Below are 18925 nucleotides of genomic sequence, written 5' to 3'. Positions count from 1 at the left end.
ATCAGCGTCGCGCTTTTCCCGTCAAACCGGGCGGTGCATTCAAGGTTTAGAGGCGATGCTGACGACTCCCTCCCCCTTGTGGGGAGGGATACAGGGTGGGGGGGGTCAATTCGGAAAAACCGGGAATCAGTGCCCGCCGCCATCCGCCTTCTTCGGCTCGGTCTGGGCGGCGGCGGCGGCGCTGTCCCAGCCGCGGAAGCTGGCGCGGCGGATGTCGGCCTTGGACAGGAAGTCGACCTGCTCGATCAGGACTTCCGTGATCAGTTCCTCGCCGATCTTCGCATTGACCGCATCGCGCAATCCAGCGCGGAAGGCGTCGATGTCGAGCGCTTCGACCTGCGAGAAATCGACCGAGGGGTCGGCATAGAGTTTCGTGTAGACGGCGTCGGTCAGCATCGCGTCCGCCGGAACGACGAGTTGCTTCAGGCGCTCGGCCGGGGCGGTGAAGACGAGACGGGCGAGGAAATAGCCTTCGACCTCGCCATTCTTCAGTTGCGGCACGGAGACGACGTTGAGGCGGACGTAATCGAGCCCGCCGAACGCGCCGGCCTCGGGAGCGGGGGCTGCCGCCGCGACTTCGCCGGCCTGCTGGAAGGCGTAGAAGACGGAGCCGGCCGTTGCGGCGGCGATCCAGACGGCGGCGGCGACGAGCTTGATCATCTGCGCTTCACTTCCGGGAATTCGGCCTGCGAATAGGTGCCGTCGGCCTCCGCGTCCTGCAACGCGGTCTTGACCAGGGTCGCGACCTCGGTGACCGCTTCCAGATGGGCGACGATGACGCCCTGGTTCACCGCGAGCTTGTCGCGCAGGCGCTCGATGGCGGGACGGTAGGTGGCGACGAGCGCCGCATCGTCCTGGCCCCGGATCGCGCGCGTCAGATCATAGAGATGACGGCTCTTGCGCGCGTTCGAGGCGGCGATGTCGAAATTCATGTCGGTGCGGATCGCGGCGGTTTCCGTCTCGACCGCTTCTTCGATGCGGGCGAGGATGGTGCCGAGATCGGCCGGCGCGGCGGTAGCGCGCGCCCGCGCGGGGGTGGGCTGAAGAGCTGGTGCTGAAAAACTCGTCATGAAGCAAAATCCTGATTCATCGCAATCAAATCAACTGTCGAAAAGACCTGTATCCGTTCCCGCCAGATCGGGCTGCAGCGCCATGCGCTGGGCCTGGTGGAGAATGGACTGGGTGACCAGCGAACGGCCGGCGCCGTCGAGAGCGGCCTGGTCCTCGTTGCGGGCGTAGTAATTCTTCAAGATGCGGTCGGCGACGCCGATGCCGCCGCTGTCGGCCATGACGCCGGCGATCTGCTCGGCCATCATCGAGCGCCACATATTGCCGGCAAGGCCCTTGCCGAACACCGCCTCGCTTTCCTCCGGCAGCATCGACTGGATGAAGCTCTGGAGCATCATCGCCTCGAACTTGCGGAAGGCTTCGGGCGTCGCGTCTGCATGCCTTGCCGGTAGCGGCGCTGCCGGCGAGGCGACCTCGAAACCGGGTGCGTTCGCCGTCGAGACGCGCGCGGCAAGACGCTCGCGGGCGGCTGCCACGTCGTCGGCGCTCGCGGCGCGGGCGACGTCCAGGACGATGTCGACGGGCGGGCTGATGGCCAAGAAATTCCTCCGTTCGCTGTCTTGCGACTATCGTTCAAGAAGCTTGTGGCAGCCTTACTTCGGCTTTGCCGGCTGTCGCGAGAGCGCTTCCGTCTGGTCGCGCTCGTCGGCGAAGCGCTCGTCGGCGCGGCGCGAGATCGCCACCTCGCGCCCGACCGCATCGAGCCGGGCGGACGCCTTGGCGACGCGGAGGCTCTCGACATGGGCATTCGCCAGATGCTGCTGCTTGGCCGCCGTCGCCGAGGCGACGCGTGCATGGTAGATCTCTGGAAAGACGCTCGAGAGCGAGCCTTCGGCGTTGAACGCCTTGACCACGTCTTCCGCCTCTTCGGCCGCGAACCGCGCATTAGCGGTGTGCAGGGCCTGGCGCGTCTCGTGCAGTTCCTTGAGCTTTTCCTGTAGGACAAGGACCTTGGTCAGACGGTCGGTGCGGCGTGACATGGCTATCTCGCAATCGTCGAGGGAAGGAAGCCGTCGACCGCCAACGACAGGAAGGGGCCGATGGCGAACCAGGCGAGGATCAGGCCGCCGGCAAGGACGAAGGGCAGCGACACGAAATAGATCGGGATCTGCGGCGTCAGCTTGTTGATGAGGCCGATGGCCAGATTGACGAGGATCGCATAGGCGATGAAGGGCGAGCCGAGCCGCAGCATCACGAGAAAGGCTTCCGAGAGCGTGTCCGAAATGTCGGCCAGCGCCGAGGCGGGATTGTAGAGCGTTTCGACGGGCGCGACGGTGTAGCTATCGACCAGCGCCCGGATGATCTCGTGATGGAAGTTGAAGACGAAGAGCAGCAGCAGCACGGACAGCGAGATGATGGCCGCAAGGGCGCCCTGCGGGTCCGGCTCCTCGATGGCGGTGCCGCCCATCGCGTTGAAGCCCGACATCATGCCCATCGCCGAACCGATGAACTGGACGGCGAGGACGTAGAGCCGGGCGACGAGCCCGATCAGCGCGCCGATCAGGACCTCCGAGACGATCAAAAGCAGGAGCGCATCGGGCCGCGAGGACACGAAGGGGACGAGAAAGTCCCACAGATGCGCGAGCAGCGCAAAGGTGACGGCGACGGCGACATACAGCCTGATCTGCACCGGCACGCGAATGCTCGACAGGCCCGGCATCAGCATGAAGCAGGCCCCGATCCGGCAGAAGGCCAGGAAGGCGGCGATGACGATGGCGTCAAGGGAGGCCGGTAAATCCATATCGGTCTAGGAGACCGAGCCGAGCACCTTGATCTCGACGCCGCGCGCGATCTCGACATGGGAGAGGACGGGCAAGGTGGAGAACAGGCGTTCGATGATCATGCGGACATAGGGGCGGGCTTCGGGCGCGGCGACGACGACGAAGCGCTCGCCCTTTTCCATCTGCTCGCGAATCGCCTTCGAGGCCTGGTCGCCGAACTCCTCGAGCTGGCGCGGATCGATGTCGAACTCGCGCACTTCGCCCTTGGCGTCACGCTTGAGGCTCTGGTGGAAGGCGAGGTCCCAGCGATTGCCGAGGCGCATGACCTTGAGCACGCCGCCTTCGGCAAGATCGCCGCAAATCTGCTGCGCCATGCGGATGCGCACATGCTCGACGATCTGCTCGGTGCGGCGCACATGCGGCGCGATCTCGGCGATGGCCTCGATGATCAAGTGCAGGTTGCGGATCGAGATGCGCTCGGCGAGCAGCAGCTTGAGCACGGCCTGAAGGCCCGGATAGGTGATGTGCGTGGTGCAGATCTCGTCGGCCAGCTTCTTGTATTCGGGGTCCTGGCGCTCCAGCAGCGCCTTCATGTCCTTGTAGGACAGAAGCTGCGGCAGGTTGTTGCGGATGACCTCGGAAAGGTGCGTCAGCAACACCGACATGTTGTCGACGCCGGTCAGCTTCTCGCGCTTCACGTCCTCGGCGAACATTTCGGGCACCGAGAAGGCGCGCATTCCGAAGGCAGGCTCGCGTACTTCCTCGCCGGGAAGCTGCGGCAGGTCGCCGGTGCCGACCAGCACCATCAGTTCGCCGACGCGCATCTGGTATTCCGCGACGACGGTGCCGTGGATCTTGATCTGATAGCTCTTCGGCGGGATCGAGAAATCGTCCGTCAGCTTCACCTCGGGCACGACGAAGCCATATTGCGCGGCGAACTTCTTGCGCATCTTGCCCATGCGGAAGGCGAGTTCCTGATGCGATGTCAGGAGCTTGGTCGAAAGCTGCTTGCCGATCAGAAGCTCGACTTCGGCGGTGCGCAGCGAGGACTTGACCGACTGCTTCTCCTCCTCGTCCCGTTCCTCCTTGTGCTTCTGCTCGACGGCCTGCGCGGCGTCCTTGTCGCGCTGGCGCTGGCGTGAGATGACGTAGGCGAGGCCGGCGAGAGCGCCGCCGAGGACGGCGAACGGCATGAAGGGCAGGCCCGGCATGAGGCCGAGCGTCAAGAGCAGAACCGCGGCGACGAAGAGCGCGCGCGGATAGGCGCCGAGCTGGCCGAAGACGGCCTTGTCGGTCGAGCCGCGCGTGCCGCCCTTGGAGACGAGAAGGCCGGCTGCCAGCGAGACGATGAGCGCGGGAATCTGCGTGACGAGGCCGTCGCCCACCGACAGCTTGACGAAGACGTCGGCTGCCTCGCCGATCTGCATGTCGTGTCGGGCATAGCCGATGGCGATGCCGCCGACGATGTTGATCGCGGTGATGATCAGACCGGCGATCGCGTCGCCGCGCACGAATTTCGACGCGCCGTCCATGGAGCCGAAGAAGGAGGATTCCTCTTCCAGCTCGCGGCGGCGAAGCTGGGCCTCCTTCTCGTTGATCAGGCCGGCCGACAGATCGGCGTCGATTGACATCTGCTTGCCGGGGATGGCGTCGAGGGTGAAGCGGGCGCCGACCTCGGCGATACGCGTCGCGCCCTTGGTGATGACGATGAAGTTCACCACGATCAGGATCAGGAAGACGATCAGGCCGATGACGAAATCGCCGGCCATGACGAGATTGGCAAAGCCGCCGATGACGTGGCCGGCCGCGTGCGTGCCCTCGTTGCCGTGGGAAAGGATAACGCGCGTCGTCGCGATGTTGAGCGACAGGCGCAGCATGGTGACGATGAGAAGAACGGTCGGGAAGGCGGAGAATTCAAGCGGCCGCTGAATCCAGAGCGACACCATCAGGACGAGGACGGAGACGGCGATGGAAAAGGCGAGGCCGAGATCGATGAGGAAGGCCGGGATCGGCAGGAACAGCACCGCCAGGATGACGATGATGCCGAAGGCGAAGAAAATGTCGCGGCCATTGTTGCGGATCGGCGCCGCGCCCAGTGCTTCGTTCATCGCCATACGAATCGTCCATGCCTGATGCGGCCGCAGGGCGACCGGGATGGCTGAACGCTAGAGGATGAAGCTTGCGCGAAAGGTGCGGGGGATTTCGATGGTGTCTTCCGACTTGGCGGCGCGAGGCGGTCTTCGGATTCTTTTTGAGGTGACCCCCACCCTTTATCCCTCCCCACAAGGGGGAGGGAGGGCATCCACATCGTGCCGGACTCTCAGTTTGGAGTTTAGCTTGGAGTAAGGGAGCGACGCTGACGAACTCCCTCCCCCTTGTGGGGAGGGATAGAGGGTGGGGGTCACTTCGAGAGAAACCCGTCAGAAGCCGCTTTCGATGCGCTGGAAGATGACCGTGGAGAAGCTGGAGATCTGCGCGCCGACGAAGGGGCCGGTGAGGGCGACGGTCAGGAGGATCGCGACGATCTTGGGAACGAAGGTCAGGGTGATTTCCTGGACCTGCGTCAGTGCCTGGACGAGGGCGATGCCGACGCCGACGGCCATGCCGACGACGACGGCCGGGCTCGACGCGACGAGCACCACCCAGATCGCGTATTGGACGATGTCGAGCGCGTCGGCTTCATTCATGGCGTTCGGGCCGGATCAGCGAATGGTGACGCCCGGCAGGATAGGGATCTGGCCGCCGGATTCCAATACGGCGACGACGCCGTCGGAATAGAGCTTGATCTCCTTGACCTTGCCGGTGACCGAGCCGTCATGGCTGACGACCTCGCGGCCGATGAGGCCGCTGGCCTGCGAAAGCGCGGAGGCCTGCAGGATGTCGTCGAGCTTCTTGTTCATCTGCACCTGCTGCTCGACCTGGCTGAAGGTCGCGAGCTGGGCGACGTATTCGGTCGATTCCATCGGTGCGGTCGGGTCCTGGTTCTTCATCTGCGCGACGAGGAGCTTCAGGAAGGATTCGTAGTCGACGCTGGCCGCGCTGGTGGCGCTGGTCGGGCTCGCCTGGCTGGCGCTGGTCAGGGCTGCAACGTTCATCGCATCATTCTCCGGCGAGCAATTGGGGTTCGGGCGCACGGCGCACCGGCAGAGGCGTGGCGCCGAGGATGGTGTCCTCGCGGGGGAACAGGCCGCGCAGCATCTTCATTGCCTCGTAGACCTGACCTTCGGCGACGAGCTGGTCGATCTGCTTCAGATCGGCCTTGATGGCGTCGGAGGAGAAGGAATCGATCAGGCGCGGCAGCGACTTGCGGAACATGGAGCGCGCGTCGTCGGCTTCCTGCGGGCTGATCAGCATGATCTGCACGACGAAATAGAGCTGGCGCAGCGGCGTCACCGCCGCCTCGGGCTGCATGACGTGGTTCTCGAGCAGGAACTGCACGTCGTTCATGAATTCCAGCGAGACCTTGCGGTCGGTCCGGATCACGGCGCCGTTGACGTAGATCTTTTCGCCGGGCTTGAGCGTGATCTTCAAGGTATTTTTCATTGCAGGCCGTCCCGGATGATTTCCGAGACCTCGATCAGGCCGTCGAAATTGTCCGAGCGGCCCTGGCGGACCTCCTCGCCCTCGCGCAGCAGCCAGAGGCCGATGGAGATGAGGTTGGCGCGCAATTCCTTGGGCAGCGCGTTCTCGGCCGAGCCCAGATCCTCGATGAAGGACGTCCAGACGCGGTTCATGAAGTAGATCGCCTCGATGGACTTCATCGAGCGCGTGCCGGCGTCGCGGGCTTCGACCAGGAGGTCGATCGATCGTGCGAGTACCTGCTTCTCGCGGTCGCGGGCATCCGCGACGGAATCTGTCTGAATGTCTGCGTAAGCGAACTGGTACATCAGCAGGCCGATCTTTCTATGCGGGTGATGTGGGTCATCAGGACATGAACCTGAGCAGGGAGAGCTGCTGGATGCGTGCCGTGAGGGTGTAGGAGGTCTCGACCTGCGCCAGAAGCGACGTCAGCCGCGTGCTGGCCTCGAACGGGTCGACGCCGACCATGTCGATCTGGGTGCGCTTGAACAGGTCGACCTGCGTCGTCAGGCGGTCATTGGCCTGGGAAACGCGGTTCTGGGCAAGGCCGACCTCGGACTGGATGGAGGTCAGGCTTTCGATCGCGCCGCCGGTCAGGGAGATCGCCTTTTCGGTGAGCAGGCGCTTGGCGTCCGGGGCCATGTCACGGTCCACGAGCCCGACGACGATCGCGGCAGCCATCGCAAGCTGGCGGATGCCGCCTTCGTTGGCGGAAACCGAGGTCTTCGCGGTCTCGCTCAGCGCGATCCGGCTCTGGATGGTCTCGTCGCTGGCCTGCGACCAGTTCACGTTCCAGTTGTCGATGATCTGCGTTTCGGCGGCGGCGAGAAAGGTCGTCATCGCGGCGGCGTCGATCGGGTCGGGCAGGCCGGCCGCCAGGGCATCGAAAGCGATGCGCGCGTCCGAGCCCGGATCGGTGAAGTCGGCGAGCGGACGCACGTCGGTGTTGGTGCCGGCGAAGATGTAGCCGCCGTCGATCGTGGCGTTGAACATGGCGTTCATCGTCGTCAGGACCGACATGCCCTGCGTGCGCGGGACGGCCGGTTCGAGCGCGCCGTTGAGCATCGTGGTCAGCGTTCCGAGCATCTGCTGGGCGATCTCGCGGGTCTCGCCGAGCGCATTTTGCGTCGCGTCGAGCCGGGTCGTAACCATGCCGTTGGTGCTCTTGATGTTGTCGAGGCGCGCGATGTCGCGGTCGAGCGAGACCGAGTGGCCGGTGCGCACGCCCAGGTGCAGGCCGCGGTCGGCGACCTGGCCGGTCGTCACTTCCTTCTCGGCCCGGATCATTTCGGCTTGCGCGCGCGCCATCTGCAGGCGAAGCGCCTGGCTGACCGCATTTGAGGAAACGGACATCGCCTTCATGGGACTACCTAACCGTCGCCATCAGCGTTGACAGCATATCGTTGGCGACCTGCATCAGCTTTGCCGAGGCCGCATAGGACTGTTCGAGTTCGAGCAGCTTGGCGAGTTCGTCGTCGATGTTGACGCCGGTCTTGTTGGACAGCGCTTCGGACGTGCGGGCGAGCGTCGCGCTCTTCTTTTCGGCGGCGACGGAGGAAAGCTGGCGCTGGCTTTCAAGCCACGAGATCGACGCGGTGGCGTAGGCAGACAGGCTGCGCGCGCCTTCGATGCCGCCATCTGCCGAAAAGGTGCGATCGGCGTCGAAGCCGTCCATAAGTCTGGTGATCTGACCGGTGAAGCTAGCTTCGGGCGTGCCGGGGGGTGGCACGGGATTCAAAGAACCGTCGGCACCGTCGCGAATGGCGTGGGGGTTCCTGACGTAGTCTTGGTTGACGATCAGCGTTCCGGCCGTCTCCGGGGCTGACGCAAAGGTGAATAGTCCGTTGACGCGGGGCGGACCTTCAGCCTCTTTGAAGCTATCGACGAGCGCTCGGGCCATCTCGTCGAGCTGGTTCTGCATCTGCGGCGCGACGGTGTCGCGAAGCTGGAGCAGGCCGGCGATGTTGCCGCCGGCATCGGTATCGCCGCCCTGGCCGGCCGAAAGCGGCACGCCGTCGATATAGACCTGATTGCCCGATTGCCCAGCGAGCAGCAGGGGCGAGGGCTCGAAGGTCGCCTTGCGGGCGACGGTTTCGAACAGGGTGACGCCGTCCTTGGTGAAGATCACCATGTCGCTGTCGCCGCGCAACTGCGTGGTGACGGGCACGATTTCGGAGATCTGCTTGACGATACCGTCGCGCAGGTCGAGCGATTCAGAGGCGTCGCGGCCGAGGCGCGTCGCGGTCATGACGTCGGTGTTGATCTTCTCGAGGTCGGCCAGAAGCGAGTTCAGCTTGTCGACCGACTGCTTGATCTCTCCGTCGGCGTCCGTGCGCAATTGCTGGATGGCGGTCGTGCCGCCATTGAGCGTGCGCACCATGTCGCCGGCCGAGTTGACGACGTTGACCGCAAGGCTGCGGTCACCGGGCGATGCGGAATAGGTCTGCAACGCCATCTGCAATTCGCCCAGGCGCATGGCGGGCGAGGTCGAATTTTCCACGCCGTTGACCGAGAGGCTCAGCCGCTCGTAGCCGGTCGCCAGCGTGTTCTGCGCGTGCCAGACGGACAGGGCGTCCGAGTTCTGGCGCATCAGCGCGGCGTCGGCCGCGCGGGTGATCGAGACCACGCGCGCGCCGGGGGCGGTGCTGGCGAGCACCGCCTGACGCCGCGTATAGTCGGTGTTGTATGCGTTGGTGATGTTGCGGGAAACGACGCTCGTCTGCCGTGACGTGTTGGTCAGCGACGACTGCGCGGTGTTCAGGACAGACGATAGTGACATTTCCCACTTCAGCCGGGCACGACGCCCGGTCCTAACGCTTCAGGTTGACCAGGACGTCCAGAAGGTCTGCACCCGTCTGGAAGACTTTCGAGTTTGCCGTGTAGTTGCGCTGCGATTCGATCATGCTCGTCAGCTCCTCGGCGATGTCGACATTGGAGCCTTCGAGGGCGCCAGCGACGATTTCGCCGAAGTTCGAGGTGGTCGCGACGCCGATCGTCATGCCGCCCGAGCCGTTGTTGGCCTGATAGACGTTGCCGGGCAGCGTCGTCAGACGGTCCGGGCTGGTGACGGTGGCGATCGGGATGCGGAAGAGGTTGATGACCGAGCCGTTTCTGTTCAGCGCGGAGACCGTGCCGTCGAGATCGATCGAGATTGCGTCGAAGCCCCCGGTGCCACTGCCGTTCACGGCCGGTGCGCGGGCCGTGTAGTCGGCCGCAAGCGATTGGGCGCCGGCAAAGGAAAGCGTGAATTCCTGCAAGACGGTGGGATCGGCATTGACGTCAAAGACGAGCGTCGATGTTTCGGGGTTCTCGAGCGCACCGTTCGTCGCACTGAAAGAAAGCGTTTGGGTGGCAAGCGGACCTTCACTGTACGGGAAGCCGCCATCTGGACCAGCCAACGCTGCATCGTAAGCGCTGACTTCCCACGTGTTGTCGCCCGTCTTGGCGAAATAGAGATCGATCTTGCGCTCTTCGCCGATGCCCGTATAGGCGATCATCGAGGTCTTGCCGCTGAAAACGGCACCAGCGACGTTATCGCTGGGACGTGATCCGGCCGGAACGATCTCAGCGAGGGCCGGCAGGTTCGGTGCGAAGACGCCTTCGGTGGAGGGCGAGGCGGTGAGGCCGGTGGACGAGATCGAGACGACCTGCAGATCGTCCGGCGTCAGGCCGGCGGCCATGTTGGTGGTGCCGAGTAGGTAGAAGCCGGCGGCGTTGACGAGACGGCCCTGCGCGTCGGGCACGAAGGAGCCGGCGCGGGTCATGAACTGGTCGCCGGCGGCGTTCTGCACGAGGAAGAAGCCGTCGCCCTGGATCGCGATGTCGGTCGTCGACGAGGTGAATTGGAGCAGGCCCTGATCGGCGATCGAGTTGCGAACGGTCGTCTTGACCGCGCCCGACGAATAGGTGCCGTTCTCGCTCGGCAGGATCAGTGCCGAAAATTCCGTATAGGCGCGCTTGTAGCCCATGGTGCCCGAATTGGCGATGTTGTCCGCCACCGTGCCCAGACGGTTCGACTGCGCATTCATACCCGACACGCCCGTGCGCATCATTCCGTAAAGGCTCATTCCGGTCTCCCCGAGGTTCGCGATCTGCCTTCGGCGAGGATAGGCGAGATGTCTTGCGCGAGGCTGGCGGTCCGGTTCGTTTCGGGCGCCCGCCTCATCTCAGCCGACGAGCTGGTAGCCGAGGAAGCGCTTGGAATCGATCGGGTCCGCGCCCAGCTTCTCGCGCAGCTTCTTGCGCAGCTTCGAGATGTGGCTTTCCACGACGTTCTCCTCGACGTCCTCGTCGAAGACGCCATAGATCGCGTTGAAGATCTGCGTCTTGGTCACCCGGCGGCCGCCATTGCACGCCAGATATTCCAGGATGCGACGCTCGCGGCGCGGCAGCGGCAGCGGCTGGCCGGCGACCTGCGGGTCGCGCCCGTCGAGGAAGATGCGAAGCTGGCCGATATCGGTGAACGTCGCCTCGTCCTGCGCGCGGCGACGGATCGCGGCGATGCGGGCGAGGATTTCGCGGATGTGGATCGGCTTGCGAACCACGTCGTCGACGCCGGCCTCGAAGAGCTTCAGCGTGTTTTCCAGCGAGGGCTGTTCCGACAGCGCGATGACCGGCGCGCTCGTCCGGTCGCGAATGCGGGCCGGCGACGCGATTTCGGTGTCGCAATCTCCCAGGAGAACCGCGCGCACCGCGCCGATGTCCTCGTCCGCCGCGCTTTCGACCCACTCGCCGAATTCACGCGCGCCGAAGCCGACGCTCGCAACACCTTCCCGGTTGAAAAGGGAGTGGTAGCCGTCCTTCACAAGGTCGCGCTCGTCCACGATCACGATCATTGGCCGCCCCCCGAATCAGTTAAGTAATATCGTGTGTTATGGTTAACGCTTCATGCGAATCACGCACAACCACGAATTCTTGTAGGTCAGAATTGGGGATTCGATTCCGGGGGTGGTTCAGGGGTCGCAGAACTGCCTTGCTTCGGGGGTCCAGCGGCCGAATCCGGTGGCGACCATATTGGTGATCACGCGGCACACATAGCGCTTTTGCGCGGGGTCGTTGTTGGGCCCCGCATGGTAGCGCGCGACGGCCATCGACCAGCTCTCGTGGCGCCCCTTCAGCTCGACGAGAAAGCGGGCGGCGTAGTCTACGTTGCGGGCGGGCTCCAGCATCTGGCCGACCGAGGCGAACTTCTCGCCGTGCCAGCGGTGATTGATCTGCATGCAGCCGAGATCGATGAGGCGCGCACCGTCCTGTTTGGCGGCTGTGAAGCGACGGACGGCGTCGGCCGACGAGGCGGCGAAGACGGCCTTGCCTTCGATGTTCATCGCGTAGGGCTGCATCGAGCCCTTCCGTCCGGTCTCGGTGAGGCCGACGGCATAGAGGATGCCGGCGGGAATGTCGTAGCGGTCGGCCGCGCGCAGAATCTCGACCTCGCACGCATTGGCGAAGGCGGGAAATGCGGGAAGCGAAAAGGCGACGACGCTAGATATAAACGCCGCGGCTGCTCTGGCTTTCGCCCGCATTGCGCTCTCCCTCGAAGCTGCCCGCACCATTGCCCGCGCCGCGCTGGCCGTTTTGGCGGCCGCTCTCACCACCTTCATGAGCGAAGCGCTCGCCGCCGCGCTCGAATGCGCTCTGTTGTCCCTGCTGGCCTTGCGACTGCATCTGGGCGGATGGCTGCTGGGTGACCGTCACGCGGTCGATTTCGATGCCGAGCCCGCGCAGGGCCTTGGCGATCTCGTTCGAATCCGCAGCGAGTTTGGACGTTGCCTCGCGCGTCTCGGCCTGAAGTTCGACGCGCATTTCGCCGCCCTGAAGCGAAAGCTTTGCCGTCACGACGCCGAGCTCCAGCGGGTGAAGCTGGATTTTCAGGACTCGCATCGGCTCGGCCGTCTGGGGCTGGCCTGCGGCAGTCGCGGCCGACCGCGCGAGTTCGGGCACCTCCTCGCCGATCGCACCCAGAACGGCCTGCGCGGGGCTCTGGAGGCTCGCGGCGAAGGCGGGGATGGTCTGGACCGACAAGGTGGCGACGGGACGCGCGGATCGATCGCCGGCGTGCGCCTCGGGCATCGTCGCCGAGCGCGGCTGCGTGACGAGCGGCTCGGATGTCGACTTGACGGTGACATCGCGAGCGGTGGCTTCGCGCGGGCTGGGTTCGACCGGCTTCGCGTCGGCAGATGGCGTTTGCGTGCGGGCCGCGTCGCCGGCGCGGATAGGCTCGGAACGCATCGACGGGCGCTGGCGGTCGTCGATGAGCCGTTCGTCACGGCGCGCGACAGCGGCAGCAAGGCGAGCGTCCGGGATCGTCTCGGCGTTTTCCGATGACGTGGTGGCGGAGGGCTCGGATGCGTCGGTCGGGGCCGGGGCGGGAACGGCGTTCTCGATGTCGAGAGCGGTTCCATTCGTGACGGGTGCGTCGTCGCCCCTGGGCATGCGCAGGGCTAGCCAGTCGATATGCGCGCGGCCGGGCGGGCGCAGTCTTGTTTCCTGGTCGGCCGGTGTTGCGGTCGACTTCGGATCGCCGACCTCGGGGCGCCCATCCTTGCCGTCTTCGCTGCCCGTCGATGTGGCGGCAGCGAACAGACCGTCGATCGCCGGCTCCGCTTCGTCCGCGTCCGGCAGTACCGTGTCGTCCGGCTTTTCCTTCGACGCAATCTTGGCGTCGGTGCGCTTGGAGGGCGCATCGCGGTCGAGAAAATCGCCGAACGCGCCGCGCGCATCGGACGTCTCCTCGCGACCGGGCATGGTGCGGGCGGAAGGGGGTTGCATGGCGGGCATGTCGACGAGGCGCATCAGTTCGAACCCTCCAGAAGGCGGTCGATCGCGTCGAGCTTGGCGCGGGTCGACGAGATGTAGCTGTCGGTGTCGCTGGTCGTTTCCGGGTCGATGGCGGCGGGAATGGCTGGCGGCGTCTGCGCCAGATCCGGCCGGTCGACGACCGTTCGTGCGATATCGGTCGCGGCGTCGAGAAGTTCGCGGTCGCCTTCGGACAGGCGTGTGCGGTCGATCGTCTGCAGCGTCGAGAGCGTGTCGGCGACTTCCGGCGAGGCGACGCCGCCGAGGCTCGAATAGAGAAGTGCGCGCGGGTCCTGCGCCGCTTCGCCCCTCGCGAGGCGTTCGGCGAAGGCGATCATGACCGGGTCGTTGGCGATTGCCGCCTGACGCGACATGCGCAGCGCGATCGTCTCGGCCTGTTCGGGCGTCATCCAGGCGAGGATGTCCGCCATCTCGCCGGCATCGAGGCTCGCATGCATCGCGGCCAGACCGGAGACGAAGGCTTCGGCGAACTGGCTCGCATAGGGCGAGCGCAGGAAGCGGCGCACATAGGTCGACGACGTGCGCGCGAAGACGTCCGGCTTCGAGACGCTGACGGCGATCAGGAGCGAGCGGCGCAGGGCCGCTTCCTCCACCAGCGTGCCGGGTGCAAGCAGGCGCGCGGTGTCGAGATTGACCAGCGCCGCGTCGGGCTCGTCGTTCGACAGCACCGTTCCCTTGACCAGCGCGACGAAGGGTGCATGGTCGTCCAGCGTTACCGGCGCGATGGTCGCGAGCACGTCGCGCGCGGCTTGGAAATCCCCGCCGAGATAGGCGCGCAAGGCGTCGGCAAGCGGCTTGGACGGGTTTTCAGCGTCGAGCTTCGACAAGGCAAGGTCGAGCGTCACCGGGTTGCCGCCGCTCATCGCATAGACGAGCAGCGCCGAGAGGTTGCGCTGGTCGGCCAAATCCTCCGGCGTCGCGTTTCGCATGCGCTCGTCGATCATCTCCAGAAGCTTGCGCTGCATCGGCAGGGCCGCGTGGTCGCCATTGGCGATGCGGTCCTGTACGAGTTGCAGCGAGCGGATCATCTGGAAGGGCTGCAGCGCCGAACTCGCCGACGCCGCGCCGGTGAGCGCGCCGGTCAGGGCAAGAGCGATCCCGAGCCTGGCGAGCGCGGTTCTCATCCCTCGACCTCGAGCAGGATCTCGATGCGGCGGTTGAGCCCGTCGAGCGGGTCCGCGACGTTCTTCAACTGCCGGTCGGCATAGCCGGCGACCTCGCCGATGCGGGTCTCGTCGAGCCCGCCGCGCACCAGCATGTAGTATGCGGCATGGGCGCGGGCGGTCGACAGGCGCCAGTTGTCGTATTCGGCGCTGCGGAACGGGCGGCCATCGGTGTGTCCCATGACGGACACCTTGCCGGGCCGCTGATCGAGCGCGGCGCCGACCTTTTCCATTGCGCGCACGAGCTGGCCGACGGGCACGGCCGAGCCGACCTGGAACATGCCGTATTCGAGATCGTCGGTGAGCGAGATCAGGATGCCCTTGTCGACCGGGGTGACGGTGATGGATTCGTTCAGCCTGCTGTTCTCGCCGAAGGCTTCGGCAAGGTCGCCGCGCAGGGTTTCGGCGATGCGTTCGGCGGCCGCGTCACGCGGTTCGGCAGCCGCTTCGTCTTCGTCTTCGGCCTCCTGCCCGTCCGGAGTGGCGGCGACGGGCGCCGGGGGAACCGGTGCGGCGAGGGCGGCGACTTGCTCGCCTTCCAGTTCCTCGACCGCGGGCACCTCGACGATGGCGGGTGCCTGCGGCACGGGCGGGGTCGCCTCTTCGAGAACGAGGGGTTCGGCGTCGGGCAGGGGCGGGATCGCAACCTGCTCGGACCAGAAATCGGGCGCGAACGGATCGCGGTAGGATTCGCCGCCCTGAGCACCGGTCGCGGGACCCGAAGTCTGCGCGCCGCCATCGCCGCGCGCCGAAATGTTCTGCATCGTCGCGGTCTGCTGGGCGATCTCCGCAAGAACCGCGAAGGGATCGGCGAAGAGATGCGCGTCGCTGGTTTCGGACTGGTCGCGCTGGCCGGGCGCGCTTCCTTCCTGCGCCGGGCCGGCCATGGCGCTGCGGTCGCCTGCCGGATTCTCGTTCTGCCAGCCGGCCGTGCCCTCGACGCTTTCCTGCGCCGAACCGCCGGAGGGCGTTTCCTGCTGCTGGGTGCTGGGGATCGGATCGGCCAGCCGCATCGGGTTGAAATAGCTCGCGACGGCGGCCTTGGTTTCCTCGGTGGTGGCGTTGACGAGCCACATGACGAGGAAGAAGCACATCATCGCCGTCATGAAATCGGCAAAGGCGATCTTCCACACGCCGCCATGATGGCCGTGATCGTCATCGCCGCCACGACGCTTGACGATGATGATCTCGCGCTTGGAATCGTCGCCGTCGGGCATGCTCATGCGATCACCTCGGACAGCGCGCCGGACCATTCGGCGAGCCGCGTTTCATAGACGGTCTCGTCGATCGAGACGGAGAGATCGGCTCCCGGCGCCTCGACGAAGCGCATGCGTTCCGACGACGTTCCCATTGCCGCGCGCAGCGGCTCGTAGAGCGAAGCGGGGCCGCGCACGACGATCTTGACGGCGTCGCTGTCCTGCAGCGCCGAGCGCATGACCTTGACCATTCGATCCACCGACTTGCGGCCGAGATCTTCGGACAGCACCCCAGAAAGGAGGCGCGCGGCGGAGGTCGCCGTCAGGTCGACGACACGGTCTTCCAGTTCCTGTAGGCGGGCGGCGATCGTCGCGCCCATGGTCGAGGCGAAGTCCTGGGAGAGGCCTTCCATCTCGGCACGATGGGTTTCGGCGAGGCGTTCGAGTTCGGCCTCGTGGCGCTCAGTCAGCGACGCGGCGATGCGCGCCTCGGTGTCGGCGACCGCGCGGTCGCGCGGTCGAGCCGTGGCGCGCGCGGGGCGAGGGATGCCGCGCCGAAATCCGGCAGGGCGTCGGAGAGCGCCTGCGTTCGCATCAGGCGGCTTCCTTATGCGCCCATTTGCGCAGGATGAGGGCGGTTCGTTCCTCGTTCAGATCGACCATGCGCGCCAGGCGCTCCTGCGGATTGGGCTTCAGCTTGCGGCGCAGATCGTCGGTAACGTTGCCGGCGGCGGGGCCGGGCAGGGCCTGCGAGGCCGCTGCCGTCGCGGCTTCGTCCGGCGCGGGCAGGCTGTTCTGAACCTCGTCGAAGGACGGGCCGGCAATGGCCTCCTGCGGGCGGGTCAGCGCGGCCGTCATCGGGCGCAGGCCGAACCACGATACGAGGAAGACGACGATGACGAAGGCGAGCGCGTTGATCATGGTGCCGGTGTGGCGCCCTGCAGCTTCCATCCAGCTTTGCGCGACGGGATCGGCCCCCTCGAGGCCGTCCATGAACTCGACGGACGAGACGGTGATGACGTCGCCGCGCGCCTCGGAAAAACCGGTGGCGGACGCCACGACGTTGCGGATTTCGGCAATGCGGGCCTCGATCTGCTCGGGTGTCGGGCTCTCGCCGATGACCGAGGCGAGGCGGGCCTGGTTGACGACCACCGCGATCGACATCTTGGAGACGGAATAGCCATTGGAGACGGTGGCGATGCGCTTGGAATTGATCTCGTAGTTCGTCGTTTCCTCGCGGCGCTCGCGCTGCTCGGAGGATTCGGGACCGGCACCGGGGGCGGCCTGCTCTTCGGGCAGGTTCTGCTGGACGGATGCAGCCTGCGAGGCTTCGCGCTGGTTCGACTGGTCGTTGGAACGGACCACCTGCATCGAGCGCTCGACGCGGCTTTCGGGATCGAAGATCGTCTCCTCGATCTGCTGGCTGTCGGTGTTGACCTCGGCGCGCACCGAGGCGCGGAAATTGTCGTAGCCGAGATAGGGGGAGAGGGCGCGGCGGATATTGTCCTCGACCTGGGATTCGACCGAGCGCTCGACGCCCATCGCGCGGGTCAGCGCCATGTTGTTCGGATCGTCGCCGGCAGCAAGCAGCGTGCCGGCGGAATCGAGCACGGTGACGTCCTCGACCGAAAGGCCCGGAACGGCTGCGGCGACCATGTGACGGATCGACATCGCGGCCTGCGTAGCATCGCTGCCGGCGGTGCGGATGACAACGGAGGCGGAGGGGCGCTGTTCCTCGCGGCGGAAATTGGCGCGCTCCGACATGACGATGTGGACGCGCGCGGCCTTGACGCCGGCGATCGACTGGATGGTGCGCGCGATCTCGCCTTCCAGCGCGCGAACGCGGGTCACCTGCTGCATGAAGGAGGTCAGGCCGAAGGAGCCGACATTGTCGAAGAGCTCGTAGCCCGCATTGGTCGAGGTCGGCAGGCCGCGCTCGGCGAGCAGCATCCGGGCCGGGCCGGTGCGGCCGACCGGAACCATGACGGTGGTGCCGTCGCTGGCGACGTCGAAATCGATCCCGTTCTCGCCCAGCACCATGCCGATCTGGTTGATGTCGCCCCGGTCGAGGCCGACATAGAGCGTCTCGTAGGTCGGCTTGTTGAGATAGATCGAGGCCGCAATGACGGTCGCGACGACGAAGGCGCCGACACCGCCCATGATGGCGAGCTTCTGGGGGCCGAAGGCACGCAGATTGTCGAGTAGGGTCTTGAGCTGATCAGGCAAAGGTTTCTCGCTCCGGCAGTACGGGTTGCGAGGACCTTATGAATTCAAGCTTGTGCGAAAATGAAATCGGGCCGCGACAAGCGCGGCCCGATCCATGTCACATCGCGGCTGCCGCTATTAGCGGAAGAGCGAGAGAACCGACTGCGAGTTCTGGTTGGCGATCGACAGCGCCTGGATGCCGAGCTGCTGCTGCGTCTGCAGAGCCGACAGGCGAGCCGATTCGGCGTTCATGTCGGCGTCGACCAGAACGCCCACGCCGCGGTCGATGGCGTCCATGAGCTTCGAGGTGAAATCAAGCGAAGAGTCGATGCTTGCTTTCGAGGCTCCCATCTTGGCTGCGGCTCCCCGCATCAAAGTCAACTGCGCTTCGACAGCGTTTACAGCGGTATCACCGTCTGCTGCCTCAAGTGCGGTCACGACAACCGCAAGGTCGAAGCCTGCAACATCGAGTTTGCTGACTTCATCTCCACCTTTGGTCCAGCCACTAACTACCTCAAATGTGGGGGTGGCATCGCTTAGTAGGTTTTGGCCTTCGAAGTCGGCGGCAACCGAGATCGCAGTAATCTGGGCAGTGAGTGTATCAATCTCTGCTTGCACAGCCGTCTCGTCGACGCCTCCCTGCTGCATCGCAACAGTCTTGGCAAGAATTTGCTCTGTGAGCTTAATCGCTTCGTTTAGACCGGTATAGGCAGTGTCGACGACGGCGGAACCAAAGCCCAGCGAGTCCTTTACAGCTCCGAGCGCGCTGTTCTGAGCCTTCATGCCCGTCGCGATCGACCAGTAGGCCGCATTGTCCGAAGCGGTTGATACGCGCTCGCCGGTGGCGATGCGATTCTGCGTCGTCGCGAGGTTCTTGTTGGTGAGCGACAGCGTCTGCAGAGCCGTCATCGCGGAAGTGTTGGTGAGAAGCGAAGTCATGTTCGTTGCCCCTGTGTGTACAGAAAACTCTACGGGACATACCGGGCTTCAACCGGTGCGACGGAGCGGCATCATGCCTGTGACATCCCCTCATTTGAGCGTCAGTCCGTCGTGCCTTGTGATTCATAGGGACGAGGTCTTAACGAGGTGTTTCACAGGTTGCTTATTTTCGGGGGAAGGGGGTTTTTCATGAGAGGGGACCCCCACCCTTTATCCCTCCCCACAAGGGGGAGGGAGG

Annotated in this window: 22 protein-coding genes; all 22 read right to left on the bottom strand. The window is 65.3% G+C overall.

Annotated elements, in window-relative coordinates:
- Window positions 1–126: 126 nt before the first annotated feature.
- Window positions 127–660 carry a hypothetical protein gene (locus ALII_RS0112875; RefSeq protein WP_024587718.1) on the bottom strand — a complete coding sequence of 178 codons (534 nt, stop codon included), beginning with the start codon at window positions 658–660 and terminating at the stop codon, window positions 127–129.
- Entirely contained in the window at window positions 657–1070 is a 414-nt protein-coding gene (locus tag ALII_RS0112870; protein WP_024587717.1) for a hypothetical protein, read from the bottom strand. The genes ALII_RS0112875 and ALII_RS0112870 overlap by 4 nt, the downstream gene beginning before the upstream one ends.
- A 30-nt stretch (window positions 1071–1100) precedes the next feature.
- Window positions 1101–1607, bottom strand: coding sequence for a rod-binding protein (locus ALII_RS0112865; protein WP_024587716.1), 507 nt, complete (start codon window positions 1605–1607; stop codon window positions 1101–1103).
- A 54-nt stretch (window positions 1608–1661) separates the two neighbouring features.
- Window positions 1662–2048 (bottom strand): hypothetical protein, encoded by a 387-nt coding sequence (locus ALII_RS0112860; protein WP_024587715.1) that lies wholly within the window; start codon window positions 2046–2048, stop codon window positions 1662–1664.
- Window positions 2049–2050: 2 nt separating this feature from the next.
- The gene (fliR, locus tag ALII_RS0112855; RefSeq protein WP_024587714.1) at window positions 2051–2809 is read right to left on the bottom strand and encodes a flagellar biosynthetic protein FliR; all 759 of its coding nucleotides are present in this window, start codon (window positions 2807–2809) and stop codon (window positions 2051–2053) included.
- Between the two features lie 6 nt (window positions 2810–2815).
- A complete protein-coding gene (flhA, locus tag ALII_RS0112850) occupies window positions 2816–4897 on the bottom strand; it encodes a flagellar biosynthesis protein FlhA (RefSeq protein WP_244437432.1) in 2082 nt (693 codons plus the stop codon).
- A gap of 312 nt (window positions 4898–5209) precedes the next feature.
- Complete coding sequence (gene fliQ / locus ALII_RS0112845) at window positions 5210–5476, bottom strand: flagellar biosynthesis protein FliQ (RefSeq protein ID WP_024587712.1); 267 nt, start codon at window positions 5474–5476, stop codon at window positions 5210–5212.
- 15 nt (window positions 5477–5491) lie between these two features.
- Window positions 5492–5884: a flagellar hook assembly protein FlgD gene (gene flgD, locus ALII_RS0112840; protein ID WP_024587711.1), complete on the bottom strand. Its 393-nt coding sequence runs from the start codon at window positions 5882–5884 to the stop codon at window positions 5492–5494.
- 4 nt (window positions 5885–5888) lie between these two features.
- Window positions 5889–6332: a flagellar biosynthesis repressor FlbT gene (gene flbT, locus ALII_RS0112835; RefSeq protein WP_024587710.1), complete on the bottom strand. Its 444-nt coding sequence runs from the start codon at window positions 6330–6332 to the stop codon at window positions 5889–5891.
- Window positions 6329–6676: a flagellar biosynthesis regulator FlaF gene (flaF, locus tag ALII_RS0112830; RefSeq protein ID WP_024587709.1), complete on the bottom strand. Its 348-nt coding sequence runs from the start codon at window positions 6674–6676 to the stop codon at window positions 6329–6331. The genes flbT and flaF overlap by 4 nt, the downstream gene beginning before the upstream one ends.
- 37 nt (window positions 6677–6713) lie before the next feature.
- Window positions 6714–7730, bottom strand: a complete 1017-nt coding sequence (locus tag ALII_RS0112825; protein WP_024587708.1) for a flagellar hook-associated family protein — start codon at window positions 7728–7730, stop codon at window positions 6714–6716.
- Window positions 7731–7734: 4 nt separating this feature from the next.
- Window positions 7735–9147, bottom strand: coding sequence for a flagellar hook-associated protein FlgK (gene flgK, locus ALII_RS0112820; protein WP_024587707.1), 1413 nt, complete (start codon window positions 9145–9147; stop codon window positions 7735–7737).
- A gap of 31 nt (window positions 9148–9178) precedes the next feature.
- Window positions 9179–10435, bottom strand: a complete 1257-nt coding sequence (locus tag ALII_RS0112815; RefSeq protein WP_024587706.1) for a flagellar hook protein FlgE — start codon at window positions 10433–10435, stop codon at window positions 9179–9181.
- A gap of 99 nt (window positions 10436–10534) precedes the next feature.
- Complete coding sequence (locus ALII_RS0112810; RefSeq protein ID WP_024587705.1) at window positions 10535–11203, bottom strand: response regulator transcription factor; 669 nt, start codon at window positions 11201–11203, stop codon at window positions 10535–10537.
- A gap of 117 nt (window positions 11204–11320) precedes the next feature.
- The gene (locus ALII_RS0112805; protein ID WP_024587704.1) at window positions 11321–11890 is read right to left on the bottom strand and encodes a transglycosylase SLT domain-containing protein; all 570 of its coding nucleotides are present in this window, start codon (window positions 11888–11890) and stop codon (window positions 11321–11323) included.
- Complete coding sequence (locus ALII_RS0112800; protein WP_024587703.1) at window positions 11850–13160, bottom strand: flagellar hook-length control protein FliK; 1311 nt, start codon at window positions 13158–13160, stop codon at window positions 11850–11852. The genes ALII_RS0112805 and ALII_RS0112800 overlap by 41 nt, the downstream gene beginning before the upstream one ends.
- Window positions 13160–14308: a hypothetical protein gene (locus tag ALII_RS0112795; protein ID WP_024587702.1), complete on the bottom strand. Its 1149-nt coding sequence runs from the start codon at window positions 14306–14308 to the stop codon at window positions 13160–13162. Before ALII_RS0112795 ends, ALII_RS0112800 begins: the two co-directional genes overlap by 1 nt.
- Window positions 14305–15570 (bottom strand): MotB family protein, encoded by a 1266-nt coding sequence (locus tag ALII_RS0112790; protein ID WP_024587701.1) that lies wholly within the window; start codon window positions 15568–15570, stop codon window positions 14305–14307. Before ALII_RS0112790 ends, ALII_RS0112795 begins: the two co-directional genes overlap by 4 nt.
- Complete coding sequence (locus ALII_RS0112785) at window positions 15567–15956, bottom strand: hypothetical protein (RefSeq protein ID WP_024587700.1); 390 nt, start codon at window positions 15954–15956, stop codon at window positions 15567–15569. The genes ALII_RS0112790 and ALII_RS0112785 overlap by 4 nt, the downstream gene beginning before the upstream one ends.
- Before the next feature lie 53 nt (window positions 15957–16009).
- The gene (locus ALII_RS23240) at window positions 16010–16138 is read right to left on the bottom strand and encodes a hypothetical protein (protein ID WP_280113767.1); all 129 of its coding nucleotides are present in this window, start codon (window positions 16136–16138) and stop codon (window positions 16010–16012) included.
- On the bottom strand, window positions 16138–17769 hold the full coding sequence (fliF, locus tag ALII_RS0112775; RefSeq protein ID WP_024587699.1) for a flagellar basal-body MS-ring/collar protein FliF: 1632 nt from the start codon (window positions 17767–17769) through the stop codon (window positions 16138–16140). Before fliF ends, ALII_RS23240 begins: the two co-directional genes overlap by 1 nt.
- Window positions 17770–17886: 117 nt before the next feature.
- Window positions 17887–18687: a flagellin gene (locus ALII_RS0112770; protein ID WP_024587698.1), complete on the bottom strand. Its 801-nt coding sequence runs from the start codon at window positions 18685–18687 to the stop codon at window positions 17887–17889.
- Window positions 18688–18925: the final 238 nt, after the last annotated feature.

It is taken from the genome of Aliihoeflea sp. 2WW, assembly GCF_000497755.1.
Lineage (GTDB): Bacteria > Pseudomonadota > Alphaproteobacteria > Rhizobiales > Rhizobiaceae > Aliihoeflea.
Note: the sequence above shows the minus strand (reverse complement) of the source record. Positions and strands in the feature narration are given on the sequence as shown.